We start from the raw sequence: 26065 nt of genomic DNA, 5'->3' as shown, positions 1-26065 counted from the left end.
TATGGCAGCATTAACACCGGAAAAATTTAAAGTAATAGGATACACCGAGGAAGATGCGAACCGGATTGACCGCCCGACCATTTCCTACTGGCAGGACGCCTGGAGACGGCTCCGCAAAAACCCGATCGCAATGGGATCTCTTGTTGTGCTCGGCATTCTGCTTGTCATGGTCATCATCGGACCGCATATCAAAGGATATGATTATGTATCCATGAATATCGCCGAGAAAAACCAGGGCGTATCGTCAAAATACTGGTTTGGAACCGACAACCTGGGACGTGACCTCTTCTCAAGAGTCTGGGTCGGCGCGCGGGCATCACTGATCATCGCGATCGTTGCAACGGCAATCAAACTCATCATCGGAACGGTATATGGCGCGCTGATGGCACATTTCGGCGGCTGGGTCGATGAGGTTCTGATGCGGATCATCGAGGTTATCAACTCGATCCCGTCTCTGCTTCTTACGATTCTGATCATGATGATCCTTGGAAATAACCTGTTTGCACTTCTGGTCGCGCTTAGTGTCACCGCATGGTGTAACACGGCACGTCAGGTGCGCGGTATGATCAAACAGCTCCGTGAGACGGAATACGTTTACGCGGCGGAGGTACTCGGTGCAAAACCGCTCCGCATCATCTTAAAACACTATGTACCGAATATGCTGGGTATCCTGATTCTGGATACGGCGACGGCAATCCCGATGTTTATTTTTACAGAGGCAGGTCTCAGCTTCCTCGGCATCGGCCTCAAAGCACCGTCGATCAGCCTTGGTGTCCTGATTTCGATGGGACAGCAGAACATGGATTTCTATCCGTCACAGCTTCTGTTCCCATGTCTCGTGCTCTGTATCATCGTTATGGCATTTAACCTTCTGGGAGACGGCCTGCGCGATGCCCTTGATCCGAGACTTCGCCAGTAATAAGTGGGAGATAACGATATGAACGAACAAAACAATCCGATTCTGGAAGTAAAAAACTTAAGAGTCTCTTATCACACCTATGCCGGTGAAGTAAAGGCAGTCCGCGGTGTACAGTTTTCTCTCGAGAAAGGTCAGGCGCTTGCAATTGTAGGCGAATCCGGCTGTGGAAAATCTGTAACGGCGAAATCCATCATGGGCCTCATCAAGGCGCCGCAGGGTGAGATCAAAGAGAACAGTGAAATTCTCTATCATGGAGAGAATATTCTGAAATACAACAAAAAACAGTGGCAGCATTACAAAGGCGGCGAGTGCGCAATCATTTTCCAGGATGCGCTGGCTTCCTTAAATCCGACGATGCGTGTCGGAAAACAGATTATGGAAAATCTGATGGGCCATAAAAACATGACAAAACAGGAAGCGGCAAAGGAAGCTGTCGAGATGCTGCGCATGGTCGGCATCCCGGAGCCGGAAAAACGTGTCAGCCAGTATCCGCACGAATTCTCCGGCGGTATGCGTCAGCGTGTTATGATCGCGATTGCGTTTGCCTGCGACCCGAAAATTCTGATCTGTGACGAGCCGACGACCGCACTCGATGTGACGATTCAGGGACAGATTCTCGACATTATCAAGAATCTGCAGAAGAAAAACCAGACATCCGTCATCATGATCACACATGATCTCGGTGTTGTGGCAAATATCGCACAGAAGATTGCTGTCATGTATTCCGGCATCATCGTGGAGAGCGGAACGTGTGAGGATATTTTCTATCGCCCGCGTCACCCGTATACCTGGGCGCTGATCCGTTCCGTACCGCGTCTGGATCTGAAGAACAAGCAGGAACTCGCAACAATTCCGGGAACTCCGCCGGATCTTTTAAACCCGCCGGTCGGATGTCCGTTCTGCACGCGGTGCAGCTACTGTATGCCGATCTGTAAGGAAGAGATGCCGGAGGCAACGGAATTCGGCGGCGAGCATAAGGCTGCCTGCTGGCTCCATCACCCGATGGCTCCGAAAGTAGAAATGCCGGATCTGGAAGGAGGAGAACTGTAATGGAAAATAACGAAAAAGAAGTGCTTTTTTCCGTTTCCCATCTGAAAAAATATTTTCAGGTCGGAAACCATGCGACCTTAAAGGCCGTGGATGATGTCTCCTTCGATATCTACAAAGGTGAGACACTTGGAATGGTTGGCGAATCCGGATGCGGAAAGACAACGTGCGGCCGTACGTGTATTGGCCTGTATGACAAGACAGACGGACAGGTGCTCTACAAGGGAACCGATGTCCACGCCTTAAACGGAAAAGAGCGGTTTGCATTCAAAAAACAGGTACAGATGGTCTTTCAGGATCCGTATGGATCGCTTGACCCGCGTATGACCGTTGCCGACATCATCGGCGAGGGCATCGACATTCACCATCTGGCAAAGAATAAAAAAGAGCGCCAGGAGATGATCTACAAATATCTGGAGCTGGTCGGACTGAACCGCGAGCATGCGAACCGTTTCGTGCACGAGTTTTCCGGCGGACAGCGCCAGCGAATCGGTATCGCGCGTGCGCTTGCCGTGCAGCCGGAGTTCATCGTTCTCGATGAGCCGATCTCCGCACTCGACGTTTCGATTCAGGCGCAGATCGTCAACCTGCTTGTGGACTTACAGAAGAAGATGGGTCTGACCTATCTTTTCGTTGCGCATGATCTGTCGATGGTCAAACATATTTCCGACCGTGTGGCGGTTCTGTATCTGGGAACGCTCGTCGAGCTGACGACATCCGAGGAGCTGTACGCCAACCCGCGCCACCCGTACACACAGGCACTGCTCTCCGCGATTCCGATTCCGGACCCGAAAGTAGAGGCAGAGCGCGACCGCAAAAAAATCCGCCTCGAAGGCGAGGTGCCGAGCCCGATCAACACGAAGCCGGGCTGCAAATTCCAGGGAAGATGCAAGTACGCAAAAGACATCTGCCGACAGCAGATGCCGGAATTAAAAGACGTGGGCAACAATCACTTTGTGGCATGTCATTTCTGCGATGCGTTAGAAGAAAATAAGGAATTATAAAACATGGAAAAGATAAAGAACATCTGTCGTGATCTCGGCAAAGCATTTACAATCGGCCTGCTCTCCGGCGGCGCTGCGGCAGCTGTGCTGCTGCTGGGAGGATTCCTCTTTGGGGGATTCACGTTCCGCGCTGCCCTTGAGGCGGCGAAAGACGGCCTGCTGCTGATCGCGGCCCTCGGCATGTTCGTGATCGCCGGAATGCTGATGGTAAAAGGCAAAAACCCGGAGAAATTCACGCAGAAGGAAAAATGGCGCGTCCACTTTGCCGTGCTCGGATATAAGAGTGTGTTCGCAGTTCTCTGCGTTTCCTGGGTGCTGTGGGCGGCAGCGGCGGATTATCTTTTGTATCGGATGTGAAAATAGTTTCTATAAATAAAAAGAGAATTTTGCAGACTGTAAAAATGAGGTCCGGCAAAATTCTCTTTTTTCGTTTAGTCGTTATTCGTCTTCGAGACGGGAGATAACCATCTCCATGGATTTCTGATATTCTTCATCCGAAGAATTGTAGAACAGCATCAGATCGAGGCAGCTGCTCATTTTCTTCAGTGCTTCCGGGATGGAGTAGTCGATCGTTTTCACATATTCATCCCAGTGCTCCAGCTTCCACGTATCGCGCACGGAGTTGCGGTCGATCATGCGCTGGTGGCAGATCTCCGGTTTTGTGACAACCCAGATCACAACAAGCTTTGCCCCATGGTCAGCGAGCTTTTTGGAGAAGTCTTTCAGGAACTTCTCATCATGCACTTCGCGTGTGAATGGTGCGTTGATCAGCACAATATCGTCATACTCGAGTGCTTCCAGTCCGAAATTGACCGTTACTTCATATTCATAATCGCGGATATTCTCCTCGAAGAAATCAGAACTGCGGTTGATTTCCTGTCCGCCCGCTTTGAAAACGCGGTTCGACAGCGGAATGACCGTATCCTTGTCGAGATAAACAACGTGTTTCAGCTCCTTGGCGAGCTGTTTTGAAATGTATGTCTTTCCGCACGCCGGCGGCGAGGTTACGAGGATCATCTTTTTCATCGTTTGTATGTCTTCCTTTCCAGTTGAATAAAAAAAATCACTCCTAGCATTATAGAAAATTTGGGAAAAAATTGCAAGAGAAAAGACGGTTGTGCCGGAGAAAAAATTGTCTTATAATAAAATAAGATTTTTATGCCATCACGGAGAAAATAAATGGAGGAAAGACAATGAGCAGAGCAAATACACGAGTTGTGAAAATCGGCGACCGGGTCATCGGAGGCGGAAATCCGATTCTGATCCAGTCCATGACGAATACCAAAACAGAAGATGTGGAGGCAACCGTAAAGCAGATCCAGGCGCTCACGGAAGCCGGATGTGACATTATCCGATGCGCCGTCCCGACCATGGAGGCAGCCAGGGCGCTGTCCGAGATCAAAAAGCAGATCTCGATTCCGCTTGTAGCAGATATTCATTTTGACTATCGATTGGCGATCGCCGCGATCGAAAACGGAGCCGATAAAATCCGCATCAACCCGGGCAACATCGGCAGCCGCGACCGGATCCAGGCGGTTGTAGATGCAGCAAAAGAACGCCAGATTCCGATCCGCGTCGGCGTCAACAGCGGTTCACTCGAAAAAGAGCTGGTGGAAAAATACAACGGCGTAACGGCAGAGGGCCTGGTGGAGAGCGCGCTCGACAAAGTGCGGATCATCGAGGAGATGGGCTATGACAATCTCGTCATCAGCATCAAATCGTCTGATGTGATGATGTGTGCAAAAGCGCATGAGCTGATCACGAACCAGACGGATCATCCGCTTCATGTCGGCATTACGGAGGCGGGAACGCTGTATTCCGGCAACATCAAATCGGCAGTGGGGCTCGGTATTATTTTATATCAGGGCATCGGAGATACGATCCGTGTTTCCCTGACCGGCGATCCGCTCGAGGAAATCAAATCCGCAAAACGGATCTTAAAGACCCTGGGACTTCGAAAAGGCGGCATTGAGGTCGTATCGTGTCCGACCTGCGGACGGACCCAGATTGATCTGATCGGACTGGCAAACCAGGTGGAAACACTGGTGCAGGGCTACGATCTTGATATCAAGGTTGCCGTCATGGGCTGCGTGGTCAACGGACCGGGCGAGGCAAAAGAGGCGGATCTTGGTGTTGCAGGCGGAAAAGGCGTCGGCATTTTAATTAAAAAAGGTGAAATCGTGAAAAAAGTACCGGAGAGCGAGCTGCTGTCCGTCTTAAAGGACGAGCTGGATCACTGGGGCAAGTAGAAAAGAAAGCAGGAATAGGAATGGAAAAACAGTTTCAGGAAGTATTTCCGGATTTGAGAATCGAAGGGGGCATGGCAGAGCTTCTCGATACCGTGGAGGTTTCGCGGGTATCGATCAATAAGAAAAAAGATCTGCTGCGGATCTATGTGGTCAGCCATCAGTGGATTCACAAAAAATATATTTATCAGCTGGAGCGCCAGATCGAGGAGCAGCTCTTTTCCAACGTGCCGCTGCGCGTGAAGATTATTGAGCGGTTCTATCTGTCGCGCCAGTATACGCCGGAAAACTTTCTGGAGGTGTACCGTCCGAGTATCCTGCTCGAGCTGAAAAACCACAGTGTTTTTCTGAATCATCTGTTCTCGACTGCCGAGATTACCTTCCCGGAGACGAACAAAATGCACCTGGTGCTCGTGGATTCCGTTGTGGCAAAGGAGCGCGAGGAGGAGCTGATCCACATCCTCGAGAAAATCTTCTGTGAGCGGTGCGGCTTCGACCTGATCGTGGAAACCGAGATGAGAAAGCCGGAGGGCGAGAGCCGCGCCATGAAAAATTCCGAGCTCCGCATCCGGGAGGAAGTGCGCCACGTTCTGGCGCATACCCATTACGGTGAGATGCTCGGCGAAAAGGAGCAGAACCGGATGGAAGAGCAGGCGGAAGCAGCAGGCGAACAGCCAAAAGCAGCCGCAGCAGCCAAGGGCGGCGAGGCGAAAAAAGAAAAAGCAGCAGACGGCGGAAGGGGAAAAGGTTTTTCCGGCGGCGGACGCGGTTCCTTCAAAAAAGGCAAGGGCAGTTTCGGCCGGAATGCGGACAATCAGCCGCGCAAATCCTCCAATCCGGATGTGCTGTACGGAAGAGATTTCGAGGAGGAGAGCGTGGAGATTCTGAAAATCGGCGATGAGATCGGCGATGTTGTCATTCGCGGAAGAGTCCAGAGCGTGGATATGCGTGAGATCCGGAATGAGCGTACGATTTTCATGTTCACGATCACCGACTTTACGGATACCATCGGCGTCAAGATTTTCGTTCAGAACGCGGAAGTGCCGGAATTAAAGGATGCGATTAAAAAAGGCGCATTTATTAAAGTAAAAGGAAAAACGACCGTCGATGCGTTCGACCACGATCTGACGGTTATGTCTGTCTGGGGCATCAAGAAGATCACCGATTTCCGTACCGGCCGTCAGGATACGAGTCCGGTGAAGCGTGTGGAGCTGCACTGCCATACAAAGATGAGCGATATGGACGGTGTCACCGATGCTGCCCGTCTGGTACAGCGTGCCTGCGAGTGGGGTCATCCGGCGATCGCGATCACCGACCACGGCGTGGTGCAGTCCTTCCCGGAGGCAAACCATGCGATCGAGGCGATCGACGGCGCTTACCGGAAAAAATACCAGGCAGAGCACCCGGATGCGACAAAAGATGAGCTGAAAAAAGTTTCGGCTCCGTTCAAGGTCATCTACGGCATGGAGGCTTATCTCGTCGACGACTTGAAAGATATCGTTGTCAACAGCAGGGGACAGGACATCCACGGAAGCTACGTTGTTTTCGATATCGAGACGACGGGATTTTCCCCGGTTGTCAACAAAATCATTGAGATCGGTGCCGTCCGTGTGGAAAACGGAGCGATTGTCGATAAGTTTTCCACCTTCGTCAACCCGAAAGTCCCGATCCCGTTCCGGATTGAGAACCTGACCGGCATCAACGACAACATGGTTCTTGACGCGCCGGACATCGAAACGGTGCTGCCGAAATTCCTGGAGTTCAGTGAGGGAGCCGTTATGGTTGCCCACAATGCTTCGTTCGATATGAGCTTTATCGAGCACAACTGCGTCCTGCAGGGGATCGAGCGGGAATTTACGACAGCGGACACCGTCGCCATGGCGCGTTTCCTGCTGCCGGGCCTCAACCGTTTCAAGCTGGATACCGTTGCGAAGGCGGTCGGCGTATCGTTGGAAAACCATCACCGTGCGGTGGACGATGCCGGCTGTACGGCGGAAATTTTCGTGAAATTCGTAAAAATGCTGGAGGAGCGCAATATTCTGACGCTGGATGACCTGAATGCGCAGGGAAAAGTATCGGAGGAGGCTGTGCGCAAGCTTCCATCGTACCATGCGATCATTCTGGCAAAGAACGAGACGGGACGTGTCAATCTGTACCGCCTCGTGTCGGAATCCCACCTGAAATACTACAACCGCCGGCCGAAACTGCCAAAGAGCGTCTATCTGAAATACCAGGACGGTCTGATGATCGGCTCTGCCTGCGAGGCGGGTGAACTCTATCAGGCAATCCTGCGCGGGGAACCGGATGCGGCGATTGCGCGTCTCGTGGACTTCTACGATTATCTGGAAATCCAGCCGATCGGCAACAACGCGTTCATGATCAAAAAAGAGGACGTTTCTGCCGTCGAGAGCGAGGAGGATTTAAAGGAGATCAACAGGCGCATTGTCAAACTCGGCGAGCAGTTCCATAAGCCTGTTGTGGCAACGTGCGACGTCCACTTCATGGATCCGCAGGACGAGATCTACCGCCGCATCATCATGACCGGAAAAGGTTTCGATGACGCGGATGAGCAGGCACCGCTGTTCCTGCGCACCACCGAGGAGATGCTTGAAGAGTTTTCGTATCTCGGAAGTGAGAAAGCGGAGGAGGTTGTCATCACCAATCCTCGCAAAATCTCCGACCTTGTCGAGAAAATCTCCCCGATTCGTGCCGGAAAATTCCCGCCGGTCATCGAAGATTCCGACAAGACACTGCGTAGAATCTGCTACGACCGCGCGCATGAAATCTACGGCGAGGAACTGCCAGAGATCGTTTCGGCGCGCCTCGAACGGGAGCTGAACTCCATTATTTCCAACGGATACGCCGTTATGTACATCATCGCACAGAAACTGGTGTGGAAGTCGAACGAGGACGGATACCTTGTAGGATCGCGTGGTTCCGTCGGTTCCTCGTTCGTTGCGACGATGGCGGGAATCACGGAGGTAAACCCGTTGAGCCCGCATTACTACTGCGAGTCGTGCCATTACAGTGAGTTCGATTCGCCGCGCGTCAAAGAGTACGTCGGCCGCGCCGGATGCGATATGCCGGACGCCGTCTGCCCGAACTGCGGTAAGCCGCTGAAAAAAGCGGGATTTGATATCCCGTTCGAGACGTTCCTTGGATTCAAGGGAAACAAAGAGCCGGATATCGACCTGAACTTCTCCGGTGATTACCAGAGTAAGGCGCACAAATACACCGAGGTTATTTTCGGCGCCGGTCAGACGTTCCGTGCGGGAACCATCGGTACGCTGGCGGATAAAACAGCGTTCGGTTACGTGAAGAACTATTACGAAGAGCGCGGCCAGCACAAACGGAACTGCGAGATCGACCGTATCGTGGAAGGATGCACCGGCATCCGCCGTACCACCGGCCAGCACCCGGGCGGTATCATCGTTCTGCCGTTCGGTGAGGATATCAACTCCTTCACCCCTGTGCAGCATCCGGCGAACGATATGACAACCGACATCATTACGACCCATTTCGATTACCACTCCATTGATGCCAACCTCTTAAAGCTCGACATTCTCGGACACGATGATCCGACCATGATCCGTATGCTCGAGGATATCACGCACCTTGATGCGCAGACGATTCCGCTCGATAACCCGGAGGTCATGTCGCTGTTCAAGAGCACCGAGGCGCTCGGCATCAAGCCGGAGGACATCGGCGGCTGCCCGCTTGGATGTCTTGGCGTGCCGGAGTTCGGTACCGATTTCGTTATCCAGATGCTTCTGGACACGAAGCCGCAGTCGTTCTCTGACCTGATCCGTATCTCCGGTCTGTCGCACGGAACCGACGTATGGCTCGGCAATGCGCAGAGCCTGATCGAGGAGGGCAAGGCGACGATTTCCACCGCCATCTGTACCCGGGACGATATCATGATCTACCTGATCGACAAGGGACTCGAAAGTGAGCTTTCCTTTACGATCATGGAGAGTGTGCGAAAAGGAAAGGGCTTAAAACCGGAGTGGGAAGAGGAGATGAAGGCACATGATGTGCCGGACTGGTACATCTGGTCATGTAAAAAGATCAAGTACATGTTCCCGAAAGCCCACGCGGCGGCGTACGTCATGATGGCGTACCGCATCGCTTACTATAAAATTTTCTATCCGCTGGCGTACTATGCGGCGTACTTCTCCATTCGTGCATCCGCATTCTCTTACGAGCTCATGTGCATGGGACGCGACCGGCTGGAATATTATATGAAAGATTACGAAAAACGGAAAGACACGCTGACTCAGAAGGAGCAGGCAACCGTCAAGGATATGAAGATTGTCCAGGAAATGTACGCCCGCGGCTTCGATTTCGTGCCGGTGGACCTCTATCAGGCACAGGCGCACCGCTTCCAGGTCTACGATGACAAACATCTGATGCCGGCACTCGACTCGATCGAGGGTCTGGGCGACAAGGCGGCCGACGCCGTTGTCCTTGCGGCACGAAACGGAAAATTCCTCTCGAAAGATGACTTCCGCGACCGCACCAAGGTCAGCAAGACGATTATCGACTTTATGGCGGACCTCGGTGTCTTCGGAGATCTGCCGGAAAGCAACCAGTTTTCGCTGTTCGACTATTAAAAGGAGCGTCCCCTTTCCGTTGCAATCGCGTGCGTCTTGGGGTATAATCAGACGTTGTGGAAAAGAACGAAAACGATTTAGATAAAATAAGGTGAAAAACATTGAGAAGAAGATTGGAACAACTGCTGAACGGCAGATTTGAATATGAGGTTCCCCATCTGCTGCTGTCCGAGACGGAGGTGGCCCTGACGCTGGACGAGGGGCAGAATTTCCGCGGAGAGCTGAATATCGGAGCGGAAGACGGGAGAAGAGTAAAAGGAATTGTGACCACAGATCATCAGAGAATCGTTCTGGCGAAAAATCAGTTCCAGGGAACAGCGAGTACGATTGAGTACGGCGTGGATACCAGCGGATTAAAAGCAGGCGATGAAATCTGTGGAAACATCACCGTCAGCAGCAATCTGGAGGAGCGCTGCGTGCGGGTACACGTTTCGATTGCGGGAAAGACAATGAACATTTCCGGACAGGAGATTCATTCCCTGGCAGATTTTGTGCATCTGGCGAGCCATGATTTCGGCGCAGCGTACCGCTTCTTTGTAAAAAAAGAGTTTGCACGCCTGCTTCAGAAAGAGGCACCGGAGCAGATGGCACTTTATCAGGGACTGTCTCACAAGCCGGTGACATTCCAGCATCTGGAGGAATTTCTGGTTGCCCTCGGTCAGAAAGAGCCGGTGATGCTTTCGGCGGAACAGCCGGAGAAAACTGTGCTTACCGTGGACCAGCCGCGCAAGGAAACACTGTATCTGTATAAAAATACCTGGGGCTACGTCCGCATGGAAATCGAGGCGCAGGGAGACTTTCTGGAAGTGGAAAAGAAAGTCGTCACTTCAGAAGATTTCATCGGAAGCGTCTACGGTGTGGAATACATTATCCATCAGGAGAAAATCGGAAACGGCCGCCATTACGGCAGAATTACGGTGCGTCAGGGAAAACAGGAGCTTCGCTTTGAACTGGAAGTAACAAACAGCGAAAAGCATGTGACCAGCAGGAAAAATACGGAGCGCGACCGTCAGATAACTGCCATCGCGCGCGGCTATCTCGATCTGGCAGTCCATAAACGCGATTACCGTACCTGGTATCAGGACACCTGGGAGGCCATCGAGCAGTTTGAAAAAGCCGGCGGAGACATGGCGTGGGTGACGCTGGGAAAAGCATGGCTGTACGAGAGCCATGAGGAAACCGGAAAAGCAAGAGAAACGCTTTCTTACGTAAAAGAGCATCAGGAACTGCTGGACACCGCGGAGAAAAAAGGAGCGTACCTGTATCTGGCATGGAAGCTGAAAATGGAAGTGGGCCATACCGAGCTGGTATCACGCCTTGGAACACTGATGCGGCAGGAGAGTGCAAGCTATTTTCTGTTAAAGCTTGCCATTGATGCCGACGATTCCTGGCAGCAGTCGCTGACCCGCCAGCTCTATGCGATGGAACTCTGCTATGAGTGCGGGTGCAAGAGCCCGCTTCTGTATCTGGATGCGGCACAGCTCTATCTCCGCCAGGAGGGACAGCTCCGCCGGATTTCGCCGTTCACCGTTCAGGTGCTGAAATTTGCACAGAAAGAAGGCATTTTAAGCGGGGAACTGTTAAAACGGGCCGCTTATCTTACAGAGACGATGAAAACGTTCGATGAGAACGTCTATCAGATTCTGACTGCGGGTTATGAGCGTTTTCCATCCGATGAAGTGCTCGAAGCCATCTGCAAACTGGTGATGAAGGGCCGCCCGGTGCGGAAGGAATATTTCCCGTGGTATGCAAAAGCCGTGGAGCGGAATATCCGCATCACGCGCCTGTACGAGTACTATATCGAAACGATGGATGCGTCGTTCGACGAGGTCCTTCCGCAGGTCATCCGGATGTATTTCTCCTACAGCAACACACTGGCAGGCCAGAAAAAAGCGCTGATCTACGCCAACGTGATCAAAAACCGCGAAAAAGACCGCCATACATTCCAGAGCTACCGCCCGGCGATGGAGGTTTTCACGGCAAGACAGATCCAGAAAGGCCGCATGAACCGCGAATACGCCGCACTGTACCGGACTTTTCTGAAAAAACCGGAAGATCCCGACAGCGCAAAAGCGATCGCAAATGTGCTGTTTACCCATCATGTAACGTGTGAAAATCCGAAAATCACGCGTGTGATCGTCTGCCATCCGGCGATGGCGGGCGAAACATCCTATCCGATGACGGAGCGGGGCGCTTACATTCGTCTGTACGGCAAAAAAGCGCGGATTCTTCTTGAAGATGAGCAGCGCAGAAGATATGCGGTGACAGAAACCTGCCGCGTAGAGCCATTGTTTACGGATGAAGAGCTTGCCCGTGCCTGCGGCGGTTTTGCCATTGAAAATCCGGGTCTGCTGCTGCACCTGTGCGGGGAGCAGGAAGAGGAAATGCAGCTTACCGCAGAAAATCTTGCCTGGTATCAGCAGGCAGCGCGCACGAGCGCATTTTCCAGTGCTTACCGGAAAACGGTGCGTCAGAAACTGCTGGAATACTATCTTGCCCATCCGGATGAGCGTGAGACCGAGGCGGCTGTTGCAGAGCTGGAGGACAGCGCTTACGCAAAGGTGGACCGTATTTCTACGATCGAGCTTCTGGTGCGCTACGGCTGTTACAGCCGCGCCTTTGCCCTGACGGATCGGTACGGCTACGAGAAGATACCGGTATCGTGTCTCTTCCGTCTGGCGCATGCGATGATTCTGGAAAAAGAGTTTACAGAGGACGAGGAGCTTCTCTATCTGGCATCCTACGTGGTAAAACAGGGCATCTACGATGAAATTGTATTGTGCTATCTGAGAGATTATTTCACCGGTTCTATTGAGGATATGTGCAGTTTATGGGATAAAATCCGCGGCTTCCAGATGGAGAGCGACAAGCTGGAGGAGCGCATTCTGACCTGGTCCGTCTTTGTGCGCAGCCACCCGAAGTGGGAGCAGGAAATGCTGGAGAGCTACATCCGCCAGAGCGGAAAAGAGCATGTCATTCTGGCATACCTGACGTATCTTGCGATCGGCTATTTTATGGACGGAAAACCGCTTTCGGATAAAATGTTTGACTATCTGGACCGCGCCTGGAAACAGGGCTGGGAGCTGGACGAGATCTGCCGTCTTGCGATGCTGAAACATCTTTCCACGAAGCCGCAGCTTTCGGAGGAGGAAGAAAAAGAGGCGCATACCCTGCTTCTGGCGTTTACGAAACAGGGACTCCGCTTTGCCTTCTACAAAGATCTGCCGGAGCACCTGACCGAAGGCTTCCAGATCGGCGACCGCATGTTCATCGAGGAGCGTCAGAGAGCGGAGGCAAAGGTGACGATTCATTACCGGACAAACGCCGAAGAAACATGGAAGAGCGAACCGATGCGCAATATGTATCAGGGTATCTTTGTAAAAGAGTTTCTGCTGTTCTACGGCGAGAAAATGGAGTATTACCTGACCTTTACGAACCGTCAGGGTGAGGGAAAAACAGAGGTGAAAACCGTCTCCATGACCGGCGAACCAAAAGCAGGAAAGACGCGGTACCAGCTTCTGAATCAGATGAAAGCAGCGCGCGCGGCAGGAGATTCGGAAAAAGCAGAAGAAGCATTCCGAAAGTATCTGCAGCAGGAGGCTCTGGTTCGGAACTGTTTTGCACTTGTGGATGAAAAGAAGCAGCAGGAGGATACGACATGGAACAGAAAAATTTGATTTTAGGATTTGATTTTGGAGAGAAATATTCCCAGTTCTGCTGCTATGACAGGGGAACCCATACGGCCGTCTCTATCCCGGTAAAAGAAGGACAAGAGGCGGTGGAATTTCCGACCGCCATTGCCAGAAAACGGAATGAGGAAACGTGGAAAACAGGACCGGATGCAGAAAAATCTGCTCACGCGGAAAACGGCATCTGGCTGGACAATCTGTACGAGATCTGCATGGGATCCCGCATCTGCCAGATCGAAAACCGGGATTACACGCCGGGAGAAGTCCTTGGCACGTTCCTTCGCGAAGCACTGAAGATGATCGGCATCGAGCGTCCGGACCAGCAGATCCAGGCGATGATGATCACCACGGGCCATCTGACCCGTCCATTTGTGGAAAATGTGCGTGAAGCATACAAGATAATCGGACTGCCGCGCGGCAGAGCCTATCTGCAGGAGCATGACGAGAGCTTTTACTGCCATGTGCTGAACCAGAAGCCGGAGCTCTGGAGCCGTAAGGTCGGTCTGTTTTTCCTGAAAGATGAGGAAGCATCGTTTTCTGAACTTTCCATCAGCCGTAAAACGAAGCCGGCAACTGTGACCGTAAAACGGGGGTCAAAAGCCGCACTTTCGATCGAGCCGATGGAGCGCGACCGCGATTTCTGCCATCTGATGGGAGAAGCGATGGGGAATGAAATTTATTCCAGCGTATTTCTGGTGAGCGAGGAGTTCGACCTTGCCTGGGCCGACAACTCTCTGCGTCAGTTAAAGAAAAAACAGAGAAGAATCTTCGGCGGAACGAACCTGTTTGCGCAGGGCGCCTGCTTTTCCGCGCGCGAAAAAGTGGAGGAGCGCCGCTTGAAGGGCTATCTCTTCCTCGGAAATGACCTCGTGCGCTACAACATCGGCATGGAGATGACGATCAGTGGTTCTCCGGCATACTATGCGCTGATTGCAGCCGGTGTGAACTGGTATGAAGCAGAAAAAGAATGTGAGCTGATCCTCGACGGAACGGAGGAGCTGGAATTTGTTGTAAGCTCCATGGAAAGCGGAAAACGAAACCGCTATACCATGAAGCTGGACGGGCTGCCCAAACGGCCGCCGAAGACAACACGGATTCGTCTGCGTCTGGAGTATGATTCTCCGGTTACGTGTCAGATCACCGCAGAGGATTTAGGTTTTGGCGATATGTTCCCGGCAAGCCACAAAATCTGGCACGAGACGATGGGGGAGGTGTAAACGATGAGCGGTTATATTTTATGTCAGGTCAAACGGGCGAAAAATCCGTATTATATTTCCAACATCAGCACAAATATTTATTCCATCGAGGAACTGTGCTATTATCTGTACCACAACATTTATCTGCTGGATGAGACCATCATTAACGAGCAGCTGCTGGTGTGGATGAAAGAAGAACTCCACTTAAGAAGACTGTACCAGCGTCTCTACGTCCTTCTGGAGGAGAAAAAGAACATCGGTGAGTTTATCCTGCCGATCTTCAAGGAGATCAATTATCTTTCCCACGATCAGTTCCGTGAAATGAATGAGCGCCTGAAACGGTTCGAGGAGCAGCCGGAGATTGTGCGGAAAAAAATCAAGGGAGACTACCTTGTCGACCACGAAAAATATATCAATGCGATCCAGGTATACCAGGAAACGCTGAAAGATACCACGGAAAACGAAACCAATATGGGAAGCCAGTTCACCGGAAGTATTTACAACAACATGGGTTGTGCCTACGCAAGTCTGTTCCAGATGAATGAAGCACTTACGTGCTTCCAGAAAGCAAATGAAGAGCTGCACACGAAAGCATCGTTAAAGAGCTGGCTGTTTGCGGTCTACATGAGCAAAGGGCAGGACGCCTATGAGCAGATGTGCACCGAGCGGAAAGTGGACGCCGAGACGAAACGTGAGATGGACCGCCAGATCACCGAGGCGATGCAGGTCGAGCTCCCACGCGATCTGGACGAAGTTCTTGCGGCGTGGACGCGGGAATATCATAAAAATACCGGACTTTGAACAAAAAGAACAAAAAAATTACTTGACAGCAAAAAAGAATGGGACTATAATACAGCCCATAAGAAAAAAATAAATACTTCGAAACCGATGAAGTGGAGATAACGTTGGAAGCGCACTCACAGAGAGCCCGGGCAGGTGGAAGCCGGACAGAAAGCGGATCAGCAAATGGACCACGGAGGGTACAGGGAAAAGCGGGAAACCGTCTGAGTATTCTGTAACGTGCAGGCATACGTTAGTTGCCAGGAATATGATCGTATTCTGCAGAGCGTGTGAGCAATCGCAAAACAAGGTGGCACCACGAGTATAAAAATATACCCGCCCTTGGCAAAGAACAAAGTGAGTCTTTGCCGGGGGCGGTTTTTTGTATATCAAAAATTGGTTCTGAGGACCAGTGTTGATGACGGCCTTTGCAGACACAAGGAGAGGAGATAACAAGATGAAACAGATGACGTTAGAAGAAATTTCAAAAGCAGCCGCATCGGGAGCTTTTCGGAAGATCCCGGTGAGCAGAGAAATTTATTCGGATATCCGTACACCAGTAGAAACACTGAAAGTCCTGCAGGGCGTCAGCAGCCACTGCTACATGCTTGAAAGCGTGGAGGATAAAAAACAGTGGGGAAGATACACCTTCCTCGGCTACGATCCGTCACTGGAACTCACCTGTGTCAACGGAAACCTGACAATCACCGCCGATGCGGCAGGGATGAAGAAAGTAGAAGATATTCCGGAAAGCCACAAAGAACAGCTTCCGACCGGACAGATCCGGCTGACCGCAAAGACAGCCCATCCGGGAGCCGTCATCAAAACCCTGATTGAGAAAAATAAAAGTCCGAAGATCGCGACACTGCCGACCTTCACCGGAGGCCTCGTCGGATACTTCTCTTACGATTACATCAAGTACAGCGAGCCGAGCTTAAAGCTGGATGCAGAAGATCAGGAACATTTCAAAGATGTCGACCTGATGCTGTTCGATAAGGTCATCGCCTATGATAATTACCGTCAGAAAATCGTACTGATGATTAATATCGAAACCGAAAATCTCGAAGAAAATTACGAAAAAGCCGTACAGGAACTCGAAAAAATGGAAGAACTGATCCGATTCGGAAAACCGGCCGAGACGAAAGCCGGCCACCTGAAATCCGAGTTCCGCCCGCTCTTCGATGAGAAAGCGTACTGTGAGAAAGTTGAGCAGGTCAAACATTATATCCACGAGGGAGACCTCTTCCAGCTCGTTCTCTCCAACCGGCTGGAAGCCGATTTTGAAGGCAGCCTCCTCGATACGTACCGCGTTCTCCGCACGACGAACCCGTCGCCGTACATGTTCTACTTCTCGAGTGATGATGTCGAGATCGCCGGTGCATCCCCGGAAACTCTCGTAAAAGTCGAGGACGGAGAGGTCCGGACCTTCCCGCTTGCCGGAACGCGGCCGAGAGGAAAGAGCTATGAAGAAGACCAGCGGCTGGAAAAAGAACTCCTCGCCGATGAAAAAGAGCGTGCCGAGCACAATATGCTGGTCGATCTGGGAAGAAACGATCTCGGAAAGATCTGTGATTTCGGAACTGTGGGAGTAGAAAAATACATGTCAATCGAGCGTTACTCCCACGTCATGCACATCGGTTCCACTGTAAAAGGAGAGCTTCGGAAAGACAAGACCGCAGTCGATGCCATCGATTCCGTTCTTCCGGCGGGAACCCTCTCCGGTGCACCAAAGCTCCGTGCCTGCCAGATCATCAACGAGCTGGAAAACAACAAGCGCGGTATTTACGGCGGTGCGATCGGCTATCTGGATTTCACCGGAAATATGGACACCTGCATCGCAATCCGGCTTGCATTTAAGAAAAACGGAAAAGTGTTCGTCCGCTCCGGTGCCGGCATTGTAGCCGACAGCGTACCGGAAAAAGAGCATCAGGAATGCATCAACAAAGCAAAGGCCGTGATGGTCGCACTTGCAGAGGCAGAAGGAGGAAGCAACTTATGATACTGCTGGTAGATAATTATGACAGTTTTTCCTATAACCTGTATCAGCTCGCCGGTTCGATCAATCCGGACATGAAGGTCATCCGAAACGACGAGATGACGATCGATGAGATCCGCGCGCTGGCACCGGCGTCCATCATTTTATCTCCCGGACCGGGCCGTCCGGAGCAGGCAGGCCGATGCATGGAGATCGTAGAAAAATTAGGCGGCGAGATCCCGATCCTCGGTGTCTGCCTCGGCCATCAGGCGATCTGTGCCGCGTACGGCGCGACCGTCACCTACGCGAAACAGCTGATGCACGGCAAACAGTCCGAGACAGCACTGGATCTTACCTCGGAATTATTCCAGGGGCTGCCGGAAACCGTTCCGGTTGCAAGATACCATTCCCTCGCAGCCGATGAAGCGACACTGCCGGAAACCTTAAAGGTAACAGCCAGAACCGCAGACGGAGAGGTTATGGCAGTCGAGGACAGTGAGAAAAAGATCTACGGAGTCCAGTTCCATCCGGAATCCATTCTGACCCCGCAGGGCAGACAGATGGTAGAAAACTTCTTAATGATTACAAGATAGATCACAGGACAGCAAAGAAAGAGAGGAACAGAATATGATTCGGGAAGCGATTGTAAAACTGGTAAACAAAGAGAACTTAACGTACGAGATGGCAGAGGGCGCCATGGATGAAATCATGGGAGGAAAAGCCGATCCGATCCAGATCAGCGCATTTTTAACTGCCATGACGATGAAAGGCGAGACAATCGAAGAGATCACCGCATGTGCCAACGGCATGAGAAAGCACGGTGTTCACATGGAACATGACAAGGATGTTCTGGAAATTGTCGGAACCGGCGGAGATAAATCCAACTCGTTCAATATCTCCACAACCGCATCCTTTGTAATTTCAGCCGGCGGTGTGGCTGTGGCAAAACACGGAAACCGCGCTGCATCAAGCAAATCCGGTGCAGCTGACTGCCTCGAAGCGCTCGGCGTCAAAATTGACCTGGAGCCGGAGAAGAACAAAGAAGTTCTGGAAAACTTAGGAATCTGCTTCCTGTTCGCACAGAAATACCACATGTCCATGAAATACGTGGCACCGGTCCGCAAGATGCTCGGCATCCGGACCATTTTCAACATCCTCGGCCCCTTAACCAACCCGGCAGCAGCCACGATGCAGGTGATGGGTGTCTACGAGGAAGCACTTGTCCGCCCGATGGCAGAAGTTCTCTCCAATCTTGGTGTCAAACGCGGCATGGTTGTCTACGGCCAGGACTGCCTCGATGAAATTTCCTTAAGCGCACCGACAAGCGTCTGCGAGATCAAGGACGGAACATTTGAGGAATACGTCATCACACCGGAAGAGTTCGGCATGACCCGCTGCACCAAAGAAGAGCTGGTCGGCGGAACTCCGCAGGAGAATGCTGAAATTACGAAAGAAATTCTTGCAGGAAAGAAAAGCCCGGCAAGAGACGCTGTTGTCCTGAATGCCGCCGCAGCCCTTCATGCAGCAAAAGAAATCCCGATGCAGGACGCTGTGAAACTGGCAGAGGAGCTGATCGACAGCGGAAAAGCACAGAAAAAACTCGAAGAGTTTGTGTCACTCACCAACAAACTGGCAGAAGAGGAATAAACATATGATACTGGAAACGATTGCAGAAGCCACAAGAAAACGTGTCGTTGCAGAAAAAGAGAAGTGTTCTCTTGCAGAAATGAAAGAAAAAGCAGAGGCGATGAATCCGGATACCGGATTCCCGTTTGATCAGGCACTGAAAAAGCCGGGCATGTCCTTTATCTGCGAGGTAAAAAAAGCCTCCCCGTCGAAGGGCATCATCGCAGAAGATTTCCCCTATCTGGAGATCGCAAAGGAATATGAAGCGGCCGGCGCATCCGCCATTTCCTGCCTGACCGAGCCGGAATACTTCAAAGGCGACAAGCGCTACTTAAAAGAAATCGCAGAAACCGTATCCATCCCGGTTCTGCGGAAGGATTTCACCGTGGATCCCTATATGATCTACGAGGCAAAGGTGCTTGGAGCCTCCGCTGTCCTTCTGATCTGTGCGCTGCTGCCGGAGGAAACCTTAAAAGAATATCTGGAAACCGCGCATTCCCTCGGCCTTTCCGCTCTTGTGGAAGCCCACGATGAGGCGGAGGTCGCACAGGCCATGCGCGCCGGAGCAAGGATCATCGGTGTCAACAACCGCAACTTAAAAGATTTCACGGTCGATATCCACAACAGTGAGCGGCTGCGGGAGCTTGTCCCGGAAAACATCGTTTTCGTATCCGAGAGCGGCATCAAAACGCCGGAGGATGTCGGAAGACTGTATCAGAATAAAACCGATGCCGTTCTGATCGGCGAAACGCTGATGCGGAGCAGCAACAAAAAAGCAGAGCTTGAAAAACTCTCTTCAATGTGTTAAAGTGGTAACGTAAGTGCGCAAAATAAAACAGAGCGCACGGGGAGTCAAATGTTATGGAAGAACAGACCAGAATCAAAATCTGCGGGCTCACACGGCTGGAAGACATCGATGCGGTGAATGAGCTGAAGCCCGAATATGTCGGCTTTGTCTTTGCAAAAAGCCGCAGACAGATTACAAAAGAACATGCCGTGACGCTGCGGCGCTATCTGGATCCCGAAATCCAGGCAGTCGGCGTTTTTGTGAACGAGCTTCCCGCGATTGTCGCAGGATACCTCGAGGAGGGCGTCATCGATCTGGCACAGCTCCACGGAAATGAGAGTGAAGAATATATCCATTCGCTCCGGTTCCGCACCGGCGGGGAACTGATCAAGGCATTTTCCATCAAAACCAGGGAGGACGTCGAAAAGGCGAAAAAAAGCAGCGCCGATTACATCCTTCTCGACCACGGAAAAGGCGGTACCGGCGAATCGTTCGACTGGTCGCTGATCAGAAACATGGACCGCCCGTATTTCCTTGCGGGAGGCCTGAACGCCGAAAATGTGGAACAGGCGATTTTACAGACACATCCCTTCGCCGTCGACATCAGCAGCGGTGTCGAGACAGACGGCGTAAAGGATCCGAAAAAAATCACAGAATGCATAAGGAGGATAAGACATGTCTGACGGAAGATTTGGTATTCACGGAGGCCAGTACATACCGGAAACTCTGATGAACGAAATTATCAATCTGGAAAAACAGTACAATTATTATAAAAACGATCCGGAGTTCTGCCAGGAACTCGATGATCTGCTGAAAAATTACGCAGGCCGCCCGTCCCTTCTCTACTACGCAGAGAAAATGACAAAGGATCTCGGCGGAGCAAAAATTTATCTCAAACGAGAGGATCTGAACCACACCGGTGCCCATAAAATCAACAACGTGCTTGGACAGTGCCTTCTCGCAAAAAGAATGGGAAAAACCCGTGTCATCGCAGAGACCGGAGCCGGCCAGCACGGTGTGGCAACCGCAACGGCAGCAGCGCTGATGGGACTTGAGTGTGAGATCTTCATGGGAAAAGAAGACACCGACCGTCAGGCCCTCAATGTATACCGGATGGAACTTCTCGGCGCAAAAGTAAATGCCGTTACTACCGGAACCATGACCTTAAAAGATGCTGTCAACGAGGCCATGCGCGAGTGGGTATCCCGTGTCGATGACACGCACTACGTTCTCGGTTCCGTTATGGGCCCGCACCCGTTCCCGACCATCGTCCGCGATTTCCAGGCTGTCATCAGCAAAGAGGCAAGAGAGCAGATCCTCGAAAAAGAAGGAAAACTCCCGAAAGCCGTCATGGCATGCGTCGGCGGCGGAAGCAATGCGATGGGTATGTTCTATAACTTCATCAATGACAAAAATGTCCGCCTGATCGGATGCGAGGCAGCAGGACGCGGCGTCAACACCGCAGAGACTGCAGCAACCATTGCAACCGGAACACTCGGCGTCTTCCACGGTATGAAATCCTACTTCTGCCAGGATAAATACGGTCAGATCGCACCGGTTTACTCGATTTCCGCAGGCCTTGACTACCCGGGCATCGGACCGGAGCATGCATATCTGCATGACATCGGCCGCGCCGAATACGTTCCGGTAACGGACGACGAGGCAGTAGAAGCCTTTGAATACCTCGCAAGAACTGAGGGCATCATCTGTGCAATCGAGAGCGCCCATGCAGTAGCCCATGCGATGAAGATCGCAAAAGAATTTGATCCGGAAGACTCCATCATCATCTGCCTGTCCGGACGCGGAGACAAAGACGTAGCAGCCATTGCAAGATACAGAGGGAGGGACCTTCATGAGTAAAGTAACTGAAGCATTTACAAAAGGCAAAGCATTCATTCCGTTTCTGACAGCCGGAGACCCGAACATTGAAAAAACAGAGAATTATATTCTGGAGCTCGAAAAAGCAGGCGCAGACCTGATCGAGATCGGCATCCCGTTTTCCGATCCGATCGCCGAGGGTGTTGTCATCCAGGAGGCAGACCTCCGTTCTTTAAAAGCCGGAACCACCACCGATAAAATTTTCGATATGGTAGCCTCCGTGCGCAGAAAAACAGACATTCCGCTGGTGTTTATGACCTACTTAAACCCGGTGTTCCATTACGGATACGAGCCGTTCTTTACAAAATGCGAGGAAGTCGGCATCAACGGCATCATCATCCCGGATATGCCGTATGAGGAAAAAGGCGAATTAAACGATATTGCGCGCAGCCATCAGGTAGATGTCATTTCCCTGATTGCGCCGACGTCTGAGCAGCGCATCCAGAAAATTGCCGCAGACGCCGAAGGTTTTATCTACCTCGTATCGTCTCTGGGCGTTACCGGTGTCAGAAGCGAGATCAAGACAGACCTCGATTCCATGATCGCCGCAATCCGCAAAGTAACCGATATTCCGGTAGCCGTAGGCTTCGGCATCAACACGACCGATCAGGCTGCAAACATTGCAAAAATTGCGGACGGTGTCATCGTCGGAAGCGCTATCGTCAAAATGATCGCGAAGTACGGCACTCATGCGGAGCAGCACATCTATACGTATGTCCGCATGATGAAGGAAGCTGTCATGACAGCAAATAAATAAAACCCGCGTCATTGCGTGTTTGAAAAAACTGTGTTAAGATGAGAGCGTGTCTGAAACAAACCGTTTTGGACACGCTTTTTCAACGTAAAATACCTGACCGGCTTTCAAAAAAGCCGGATAGAATATGGAGGAAAAACGTGTTAGATGTATGTTTACTGGGAACAGGCGGTATGATGCCTCTGCCAGGCAGACGCCTGACCGCCCTGATGACCCGATACAACGGAAGCAGCCTTCTGATCGACTGCGGCGAGGGAACCCAGGTTGCCATCAAGGAAAAAGGCTGGACCTTTAAGCCGATTGATGCCATCTGCTTCACCCATTACCACGCAGACCACATCAGCGGCCTTCCAGGACTTCTCCTGACGATGGGAAACACTGACCGGAGAGAACCGCTAACCATGATCGGCCCGAAAGGCCTGGAGCGCGTCGTCAATTCGCTGCGTGTCATCTGCCCGGAGCTGCCGTTCCCGATTGTATTTCACGAGGTGACAGCGCCGGAGGAAGTGATCGAGATGAACGGCTACAAAATCACAGCCTTCCGCGTGCAGCACAATATCACCTGCTACGGCTATTCGCTGGAGATATCCCGCAAGGGAAAATTCGATGTGGAGCGCGCCAAAGCACAGGAAATTCCGATTAAATGCTGGAATCCGCTGCAGAAAGGCGAGACTGTCACCCTGGATGGAAAGACGTATACACCGGATATGGTCCTCGGCCCTGCCAGAAAGGGACTGAAGGTGACCTACTGCACCGATACCCGCCCGATCCCGTCGATCTCCGAACATGCGAAAGGCTCCGACCTTTTCATCTGCGAGGGAATGTACGGCGAACCGGAAAAACAGGCAAAAGCAAAAGAATTTAAGCATATGACCTTCTACGAGGCGGCAAAGCTGGCAAAAGATGCCGATGTTGCCGAAATGTGGCTGACCCACTTTTCCCCGTCGCTCGTCGGCCCGCAGCGTTACATGGATGATGTACAGAAAATTTTCCCGGCCGCAGAGCTTGGAAAAGACGGAAGATCAGTAGAACTGTTATTTGAAGAGGAAACGAAAAATGAGTGAAAAAGATACCCTGATTCTTGCAATTGAGAGCTCCTGCGATGAAACTGCAGCCTCCGTCGTGAAAAACGGAAGATGTGTGCTGTCTAACATTATTTCATCCCAGATCGCCATCCATACCCTGTATGGCGGTGTTGTGCCGGAAATTGCATCCAGAAAACATATCGAAAAAATCAACCAGGTTGTAGAAGCGGCCTTAAAAGAAGCCGATGTCACTCTGGATGATATCGATGCGATCGGTGTTACGTACGGCCCTGGCCTTGTCGGCGCACTTCTCGTCGGAGTGGCAGAGGCAAAAGCGATCGCCTATGCGAAAAAGAAACCGCTGGTCGGCGTTCACCATATTGAAGGCCACGTCTCGGCGAACTATATCGAGCATCCGGATCTGGAGCCGCCGTTCCTGTGTGAAATCATCTCCGGAGGCCATACCCATCTTGTGATTGTAAAAGACTATGGCTCCTTTGAAATCCTTGGAAGAACGAGAGACGACGCGGCAGGAGAAGCCTTCGATAAGGTAGCCCGTGCCATCGGACTCGGCTATCCGGGCGGACCAAAGATCGACAAGCTGGCAAAAGAAGGAAACCCGCACGCCATCGACTTCCCGCGTGCCCACATGGAGGATGCGCCGTATGACTTCAGCTTCAGCGGCGTAAAATCCGCCGTTTTAAACCATCTGAACAAATGCCGGATGACAGGCGAACCAATTGTCGAAGCAGACATCGCTGCGTCCTTCCAGCAGGCCGTTGTGGACGTTCTGGTGGATAATGCCATCCGTGCGGCCAAAGATTACCATATGGACCGTCTGGCGATCGCCGGCGGCGTTGCATCCAACGGGGCACTCCGCGCGGCTATGGAAGCAGCATGCGAAAAAGAGGGCATCCGCTTTTACCGTCCGTCCCCGATCTTCTGTACCGACAATGCGGCCATGATCGGTGTGGCAGCTTACTACGAGTACCAGAAGGGAACCCGCCACGGCTGGGATCTGAATGCCGTACCGAACCTGAAGCTTGGAGAACGATAAGAAAAAGAAACTTCCGCAGCAGAACGGAGAAGAGAGATCTGCTGCGGAAGTTTTGTATCTGTAGAAAACGGAGGAAAAGATGAGCGAGAAGAAAGAAAAATACACAGCGGTTGTCCTGGCAGCCGGAAAGGGAACCCGGATGGGCGGAAGCGTAGCAAAACAGTTTCTGGAAATCGGAGGAAAACCAGTCGTGGTTTACGCGCTGGAGGTTTTTGAACATTCGCCGGAGATTGACCAGATCATTCTTGTGACAGGTGCGGATAAAATAGAATACTGTCAGAAAGAGATTATCGAAAAATATGGAATTAAGAAAACTGTTTCCGTATGCGCAGGCGGAAGGGAACGGTATGAATCTGTCTGGAAAGCATTGCAGACGCTGAAAAGCCTGGAAAGCGAACAGGAGCAGAAGACCGATTACGTTCTGATTCACGATGGCGCCCGCCCGTTTTTAAACCAGGAGATGCTGGAACGTCTCTGTGCATGTGTAAAAGAAGAAAAAGCCTGTGTCCTTGGCATGCCGGTCAAGGATACCATCAAACTTACCGATGAAAACGGAAAAATCAGGGAAAGCCCGCGAAGAGATCTCGTATGGCAGGCACAGACCCCGCAGACCTTTGCAGCAGAGCTTCTCTTTTCTGCATTCGAAAAACTGATGCAGCATTCCACAGAAGGAATCACCGACGATGCCATGGTTGTGGAGCAGGAGATGGGAATCGCATCAGTGATGGTAAAAGGTGGCTATGAAAATATAAAAATCACAACACCGGAGGATCTGCTCGTTGCAGAGAGCTTTCTGGCAGAAAAATAGAAAAAAACAAAATACAAAAAGCAAATTATAAATAGATAAAAACAAATGTGTGAATTGCAAAACAGGGAAAAACAGCGAAAACGAAAAAGAAATTGAAAAAAATGTAAAAAAAATTCAAAAAAGTGGTTGACATTCTGAAACACTGCTGATATAATAACGAATGTCGCTGAGCGAGAGAGATAAAAACGCAAAGCTGACAGGCCAAAAACTGAGATGATTTCGGGAGTTACCGAGATTTGAATTCACACACGGAGAGGTATCGAAGCGGTCATAACGAGGCGGTCTTGAAAACCGTTTGTCCGAAAGGGCGCGTGGGTTCGAATCCCACCCTCTCCGCTCAAAACTCAGATAATTGAATATCTGATTATGAATCAGGCAAACTATGGAGAAGTACCCAAGCTGGCTGAAGGGGCTCCCCTGGAAAGGGAGTAGGTCGTTAATAGCGGCGCGAGGGTTCAAATCCCTCCTTCTCCGCTCGACTTTGAAAAAAGTTGAAAAAAGTTCTTGACAAATGCAAACGAGTTTGATAAAATGAACGAGTTGCTGATCGAGAGAACAGCAAAGATCCTTGATAATTAAACAATGAAACACATCCTCGAAAGTTCTGAATAAGTAATTCAAAACGATCGAAAGATCCTTTAAAACAGTAAAAGGGATAAAT

At 51.4% G+C, this 26065-nt stretch carries 20 protein-coding genes and 2 tRNA genes; 21 read left to right on the top strand and 1 reads right to left on the bottom strand.

The window, feature by feature from the left end; translation table 11 throughout:
* The first annotated feature begins 1 nt into the window (after position 1).
* From ACY2VT_RS10480 to ACY2VT_RS10465, 4 genes are read left to right on the top strand one after another with little or no spacing between them, the layout of a single operon-like run.
* On the top strand, positions 2 to 919 hold the full coding sequence (locus ACY2VT_RS10480) for an ABC transporter permease (protein WP_022462668.1): 918 nt from the start codon (positions 2 to 4) through the stop codon (positions 917 to 919).
* A gap of 18 nt (positions 920 to 937) precedes the next feature.
* A complete protein-coding gene (locus ACY2VT_RS10475; RefSeq protein WP_461879843.1) occupies positions 938 to 1969 on the top strand; it encodes an ABC transporter ATP-binding protein in 1032 nt (343 codons plus the stop codon).
* The gene (locus ACY2VT_RS10470; RefSeq protein ID WP_055219925.1) at positions 1969 to 2970 is read left to right on the top strand and encodes an ABC transporter ATP-binding protein; all 1002 of its coding nucleotides are present in this window, start codon (positions 1969 to 1971) and stop codon (positions 2968 to 2970) included. Before ACY2VT_RS10475 ends, ACY2VT_RS10470 begins: the two co-directional genes overlap by 1 nt.
* Before the next feature lie 3 nt (positions 2971 to 2973).
* A complete protein-coding gene (locus tag ACY2VT_RS10465) occupies positions 2974 to 3327 on the top strand; it encodes a hypothetical protein (protein WP_055219923.1) in 354 nt (117 codons plus the stop codon).
* Positions 3328 to 3408: 81 nt separating this feature from the next.
* Here the strand turns inward: ACY2VT_RS10465 and ACY2VT_RS10460 are convergent, their stop codons facing one another.
* A complete protein-coding gene (locus tag ACY2VT_RS10460) occupies positions 3409 to 3996 on the bottom strand; it encodes a P-loop nucleotide/nucleoside kinase family protein (RefSeq protein ID WP_117509871.1) in 588 nt (195 codons plus the stop codon).
* Positions 3997 to 4163: 167 nt separating this feature from the next.
* Between ACY2VT_RS10460 and ispG the strand changes: the two genes are divergently transcribed.
* The 17 genes from ispG to ACY2VT_RS10375 all read left to right on the top strand — a co-directional run bounded on the left by ispG (position 4164) and on the right by ACY2VT_RS10375 (position 25878).
* Entirely contained in the window at positions 4164 to 5219 is a 1056-nt protein-coding gene (gene ispG, locus ACY2VT_RS10455) for a flavodoxin-dependent (E)-4-hydroxy-3-methylbut-2-enyl-diphosphate synthase (RefSeq protein WP_117509872.1), read from the top strand.
* A 20-nt stretch (positions 5220 to 5239) separates the two neighbouring features.
* Positions 5240 to 9829: a PolC-type DNA polymerase III gene (locus tag ACY2VT_RS10450; protein ID WP_461879842.1), complete on the top strand. Its 4590-nt coding sequence runs from the start codon at positions 5240 to 5242 to the stop codon at positions 9827 to 9829.
* 101 nt (positions 9830 to 9930) lie between these two features.
* A complete protein-coding gene (locus ACY2VT_RS10445; RefSeq protein ID WP_461879841.1) occupies positions 9931 to 13506 on the top strand; it encodes a DUF5717 family protein in 3576 nt (1191 codons plus the stop codon).
* The gene (locus tag ACY2VT_RS10440; RefSeq protein ID WP_461879840.1) at positions 13488 to 14735 is read left to right on the top strand and encodes a DUF5716 family protein; all 1248 of its coding nucleotides are present in this window, start codon (positions 13488 to 13490) and stop codon (positions 14733 to 14735) included. The genes ACY2VT_RS10445 and ACY2VT_RS10440 overlap by 19 nt, the downstream gene beginning before the upstream one ends.
* 3 nt (positions 14736 to 14738) lie before the next feature.
* Positions 14739 to 15515 carry a hypothetical protein gene (locus tag ACY2VT_RS10435; RefSeq protein ID WP_461879839.1) on the top strand — a complete coding sequence of 259 codons (777 nt, stop codon included), beginning with the start codon at positions 14739 to 14741 and terminating at the stop codon, positions 15513 to 15515.
* Between the two features lie 436 nt (positions 15516 to 15951).
* Complete coding sequence (gene trpE / locus ACY2VT_RS10430; protein WP_461879838.1) at positions 15952 to 17493, top strand: anthranilate synthase component I; 1542 nt, start codon at positions 15952 to 15954, stop codon at positions 17491 to 17493.
* Positions 17490 to 18062 (top strand): anthranilate synthase component II, encoded by a 573-nt coding sequence (locus ACY2VT_RS10425; protein WP_461879837.1) that lies wholly within the window; start codon positions 17490 to 17492, stop codon positions 18060 to 18062. The genes trpE and ACY2VT_RS10425 overlap by 4 nt, the downstream gene beginning before the upstream one ends.
* A gap of 34 nt (positions 18063 to 18096) precedes the next feature.
* A complete protein-coding gene (gene trpD / locus ACY2VT_RS10420) occupies positions 18097 to 19116 on the top strand; it encodes an anthranilate phosphoribosyltransferase (protein ID WP_461879836.1) in 1020 nt (339 codons plus the stop codon).
* 4 nt (positions 19117 to 19120) lie between these two features.
* Positions 19121 to 19903, top strand: a complete 783-nt coding sequence (gene trpC / locus ACY2VT_RS10415; protein WP_461879835.1) for an indole-3-glycerol phosphate synthase TrpC — start codon at positions 19121 to 19123, stop codon at positions 19901 to 19903.
* A 53-nt stretch (positions 19904 to 19956) separates the two neighbouring features.
* Entirely contained in the window at positions 19957 to 20565 is a 609-nt protein-coding gene (locus ACY2VT_RS10410; RefSeq protein WP_055228636.1) for a phosphoribosylanthranilate isomerase, read from the top strand.
* The gene (gene trpB / locus ACY2VT_RS10405; RefSeq protein WP_022462653.1) at positions 20558 to 21742 is read left to right on the top strand and encodes a tryptophan synthase subunit beta; all 1185 of its coding nucleotides are present in this window, start codon (positions 20558 to 20560) and stop codon (positions 21740 to 21742) included. Before ACY2VT_RS10410 ends, trpB begins: the two co-directional genes overlap by 8 nt.
* Positions 21735 to 22517: a tryptophan synthase subunit alpha gene (gene trpA / locus ACY2VT_RS10400; RefSeq protein ID WP_461879834.1), complete on the top strand. Its 783-nt coding sequence runs from the start codon at positions 21735 to 21737 to the stop codon at positions 22515 to 22517. The genes trpB and trpA overlap by 8 nt, the downstream gene beginning before the upstream one ends.
* A 137-nt stretch (positions 22518 to 22654) precedes the next feature.
* Positions 22655 to 23578: a ribonuclease Z gene (locus ACY2VT_RS10395; protein WP_461879833.1), complete on the top strand. Its 924-nt coding sequence runs from the start codon at positions 22655 to 22657 to the stop codon at positions 23576 to 23578.
* The gene (gene tsaD, locus ACY2VT_RS10390) at positions 23571 to 24596 is read left to right on the top strand and encodes a tRNA (adenosine(37)-N6)-threonylcarbamoyltransferase complex transferase subunit TsaD (RefSeq protein WP_022462650.1); all 1026 of its coding nucleotides are present in this window, start codon (positions 23571 to 23573) and stop codon (positions 24594 to 24596) included. Before ACY2VT_RS10395 ends, tsaD begins: the two co-directional genes overlap by 8 nt.
* Before the next feature lie 79 nt (positions 24597 to 24675).
* A complete protein-coding gene (gene ispD / locus ACY2VT_RS10385; RefSeq protein WP_461874581.1) occupies positions 24676 to 25404 on the top strand; it encodes a 2-C-methyl-D-erythritol 4-phosphate cytidylyltransferase in 729 nt (242 codons plus the stop codon).
* Positions 25405 to 25654: 250 nt separating this feature from the next.
* Positions 25655 to 25740: transfer RNA gene (locus ACY2VT_RS10380), tRNA-Ser, on the top strand.
* 48 nt (positions 25741 to 25788) lie between these two features.
* Positions 25789 to 25878: transfer RNA gene (locus ACY2VT_RS10375), tRNA-Ser, on the top strand.
* Positions 25879 to 26065 lie beyond the last annotated feature (187 nt).

This window comes from Fusicatenibacter sp. (assembly GCF_050872605.1).
In the GTDB taxonomy this organism is placed as follows: Bacteria; Bacillota; Clostridia; order Lachnospirales; family Lachnospiraceae; genus Fusicatenibacter.
The sequence above is the reverse complement of the archived record's forward strand: the minus strand, read 5'-3'. Positions and strand labels throughout refer to the sequence as shown.

What these genes read in the sequence shown, in the direction of transcription:
- ACY2VT_RS10450 (WP_461879842.1), top strand. Translation starts at nt 5,240, where the DNA reads ATGGAAAAACAGTTTCAGGAAGTATTTCCGGATTTGAGAATCGAAGGG.
- ACY2VT_RS10440 (WP_461879840.1), top strand. Translation starts at nt 13,488, where the DNA reads ATGGAACAGAAAAATTTGATTTTAGGATTTGATTTTGGAGAGAAATAT.
- trpC (WP_461879835.1), top strand. Translation starts at nt 19,121, where the DNA reads ATGATACTGGAAACGATTGCAGAAGCCACAAGAAAACGTGTCGTTGCA.
- ACY2VT_RS10480 (WP_022462668.1), top strand. Translation starts at nt 2, where the DNA reads ATGGCAGCATTAACACCGGAAAAATTTAAAGTAATAGGATACACCGAG.
- ACY2VT_RS10470 (WP_055219925.1), top strand. Translation starts at nt 1,969, where the DNA reads ATGGAAAATAACGAAAAAGAAGTGCTTTTTTCCGTTTCCCATCTGAAA.
- ACY2VT_RS10410 (WP_055228636.1), top strand. Translation starts at nt 19,957, where the DNA reads ATGGAAGAACAGACCAGAATCAAAATCTGCGGGCTCACACGGCTGGAA.
- ACY2VT_RS10425 (WP_461879837.1), top strand. Translation starts at nt 17,490, where the DNA reads ATGATACTGCTGGTAGATAATTATGACAGTTTTTCCTATAACCTGTAT.
- ACY2VT_RS10475 (WP_461879843.1), top strand. Translation starts at nt 938, where the DNA reads ATGAACGAACAAAACAATCCGATTCTGGAAGTAAAAAACTTAAGAGTC.
- ACY2VT_RS10465 (WP_055219923.1), top strand. Translation starts at nt 2,974, where the DNA reads ATGGAAAAGATAAAGAACATCTGTCGTGATCTCGGCAAAGCATTTACA.
- trpA (WP_461879834.1), top strand. Translation starts at nt 21,735, where the DNA reads ATGAGTAAAGTAACTGAAGCATTTACAAAAGGCAAAGCATTCATTCCG.
- trpD (WP_461879836.1), top strand. Translation starts at nt 18,097, where the DNA reads ATGATTCGGGAAGCGATTGTAAAACTGGTAAACAAAGAGAACTTAACG.
- trpE (WP_461879838.1), top strand. Translation starts at nt 15,952, where the DNA reads ATGAAACAGATGACGTTAGAAGAAATTTCAAAAGCAGCCGCATCGGGA.
- ACY2VT_RS10435 (WP_461879839.1), top strand. Translation starts at nt 14,739, where the DNA reads ATGAGCGGTTATATTTTATGTCAGGTCAAACGGGCGAAAAATCCGTAT.
- tsaD (WP_022462650.1), top strand. Translation starts at nt 23,571, where the DNA reads ATGAGTGAAAAAGATACCCTGATTCTTGCAATTGAGAGCTCCTGCGAT.
- trpB (WP_022462653.1), top strand. Translation starts at nt 20,558, where the DNA reads ATGTCTGACGGAAGATTTGGTATTCACGGAGGCCAGTACATACCGGAA.
- ACY2VT_RS10460 (WP_117509871.1), bottom strand. Translation starts at nt 3,996, where the DNA reads ATGAAAAAGATGATCCTCGTAACCTCGCCGCCGGCGTGCGGAAAGACA.
- ispG (WP_117509872.1), top strand. Translation starts at nt 4,164, where the DNA reads ATGAGCAGAGCAAATACACGAGTTGTGAAAATCGGCGACCGGGTCATC.
- ispD (WP_461874581.1), top strand. Translation starts at nt 24,676, where the DNA reads ATGAGCGAGAAGAAAGAAAAATACACAGCGGTTGTCCTGGCAGCCGGA.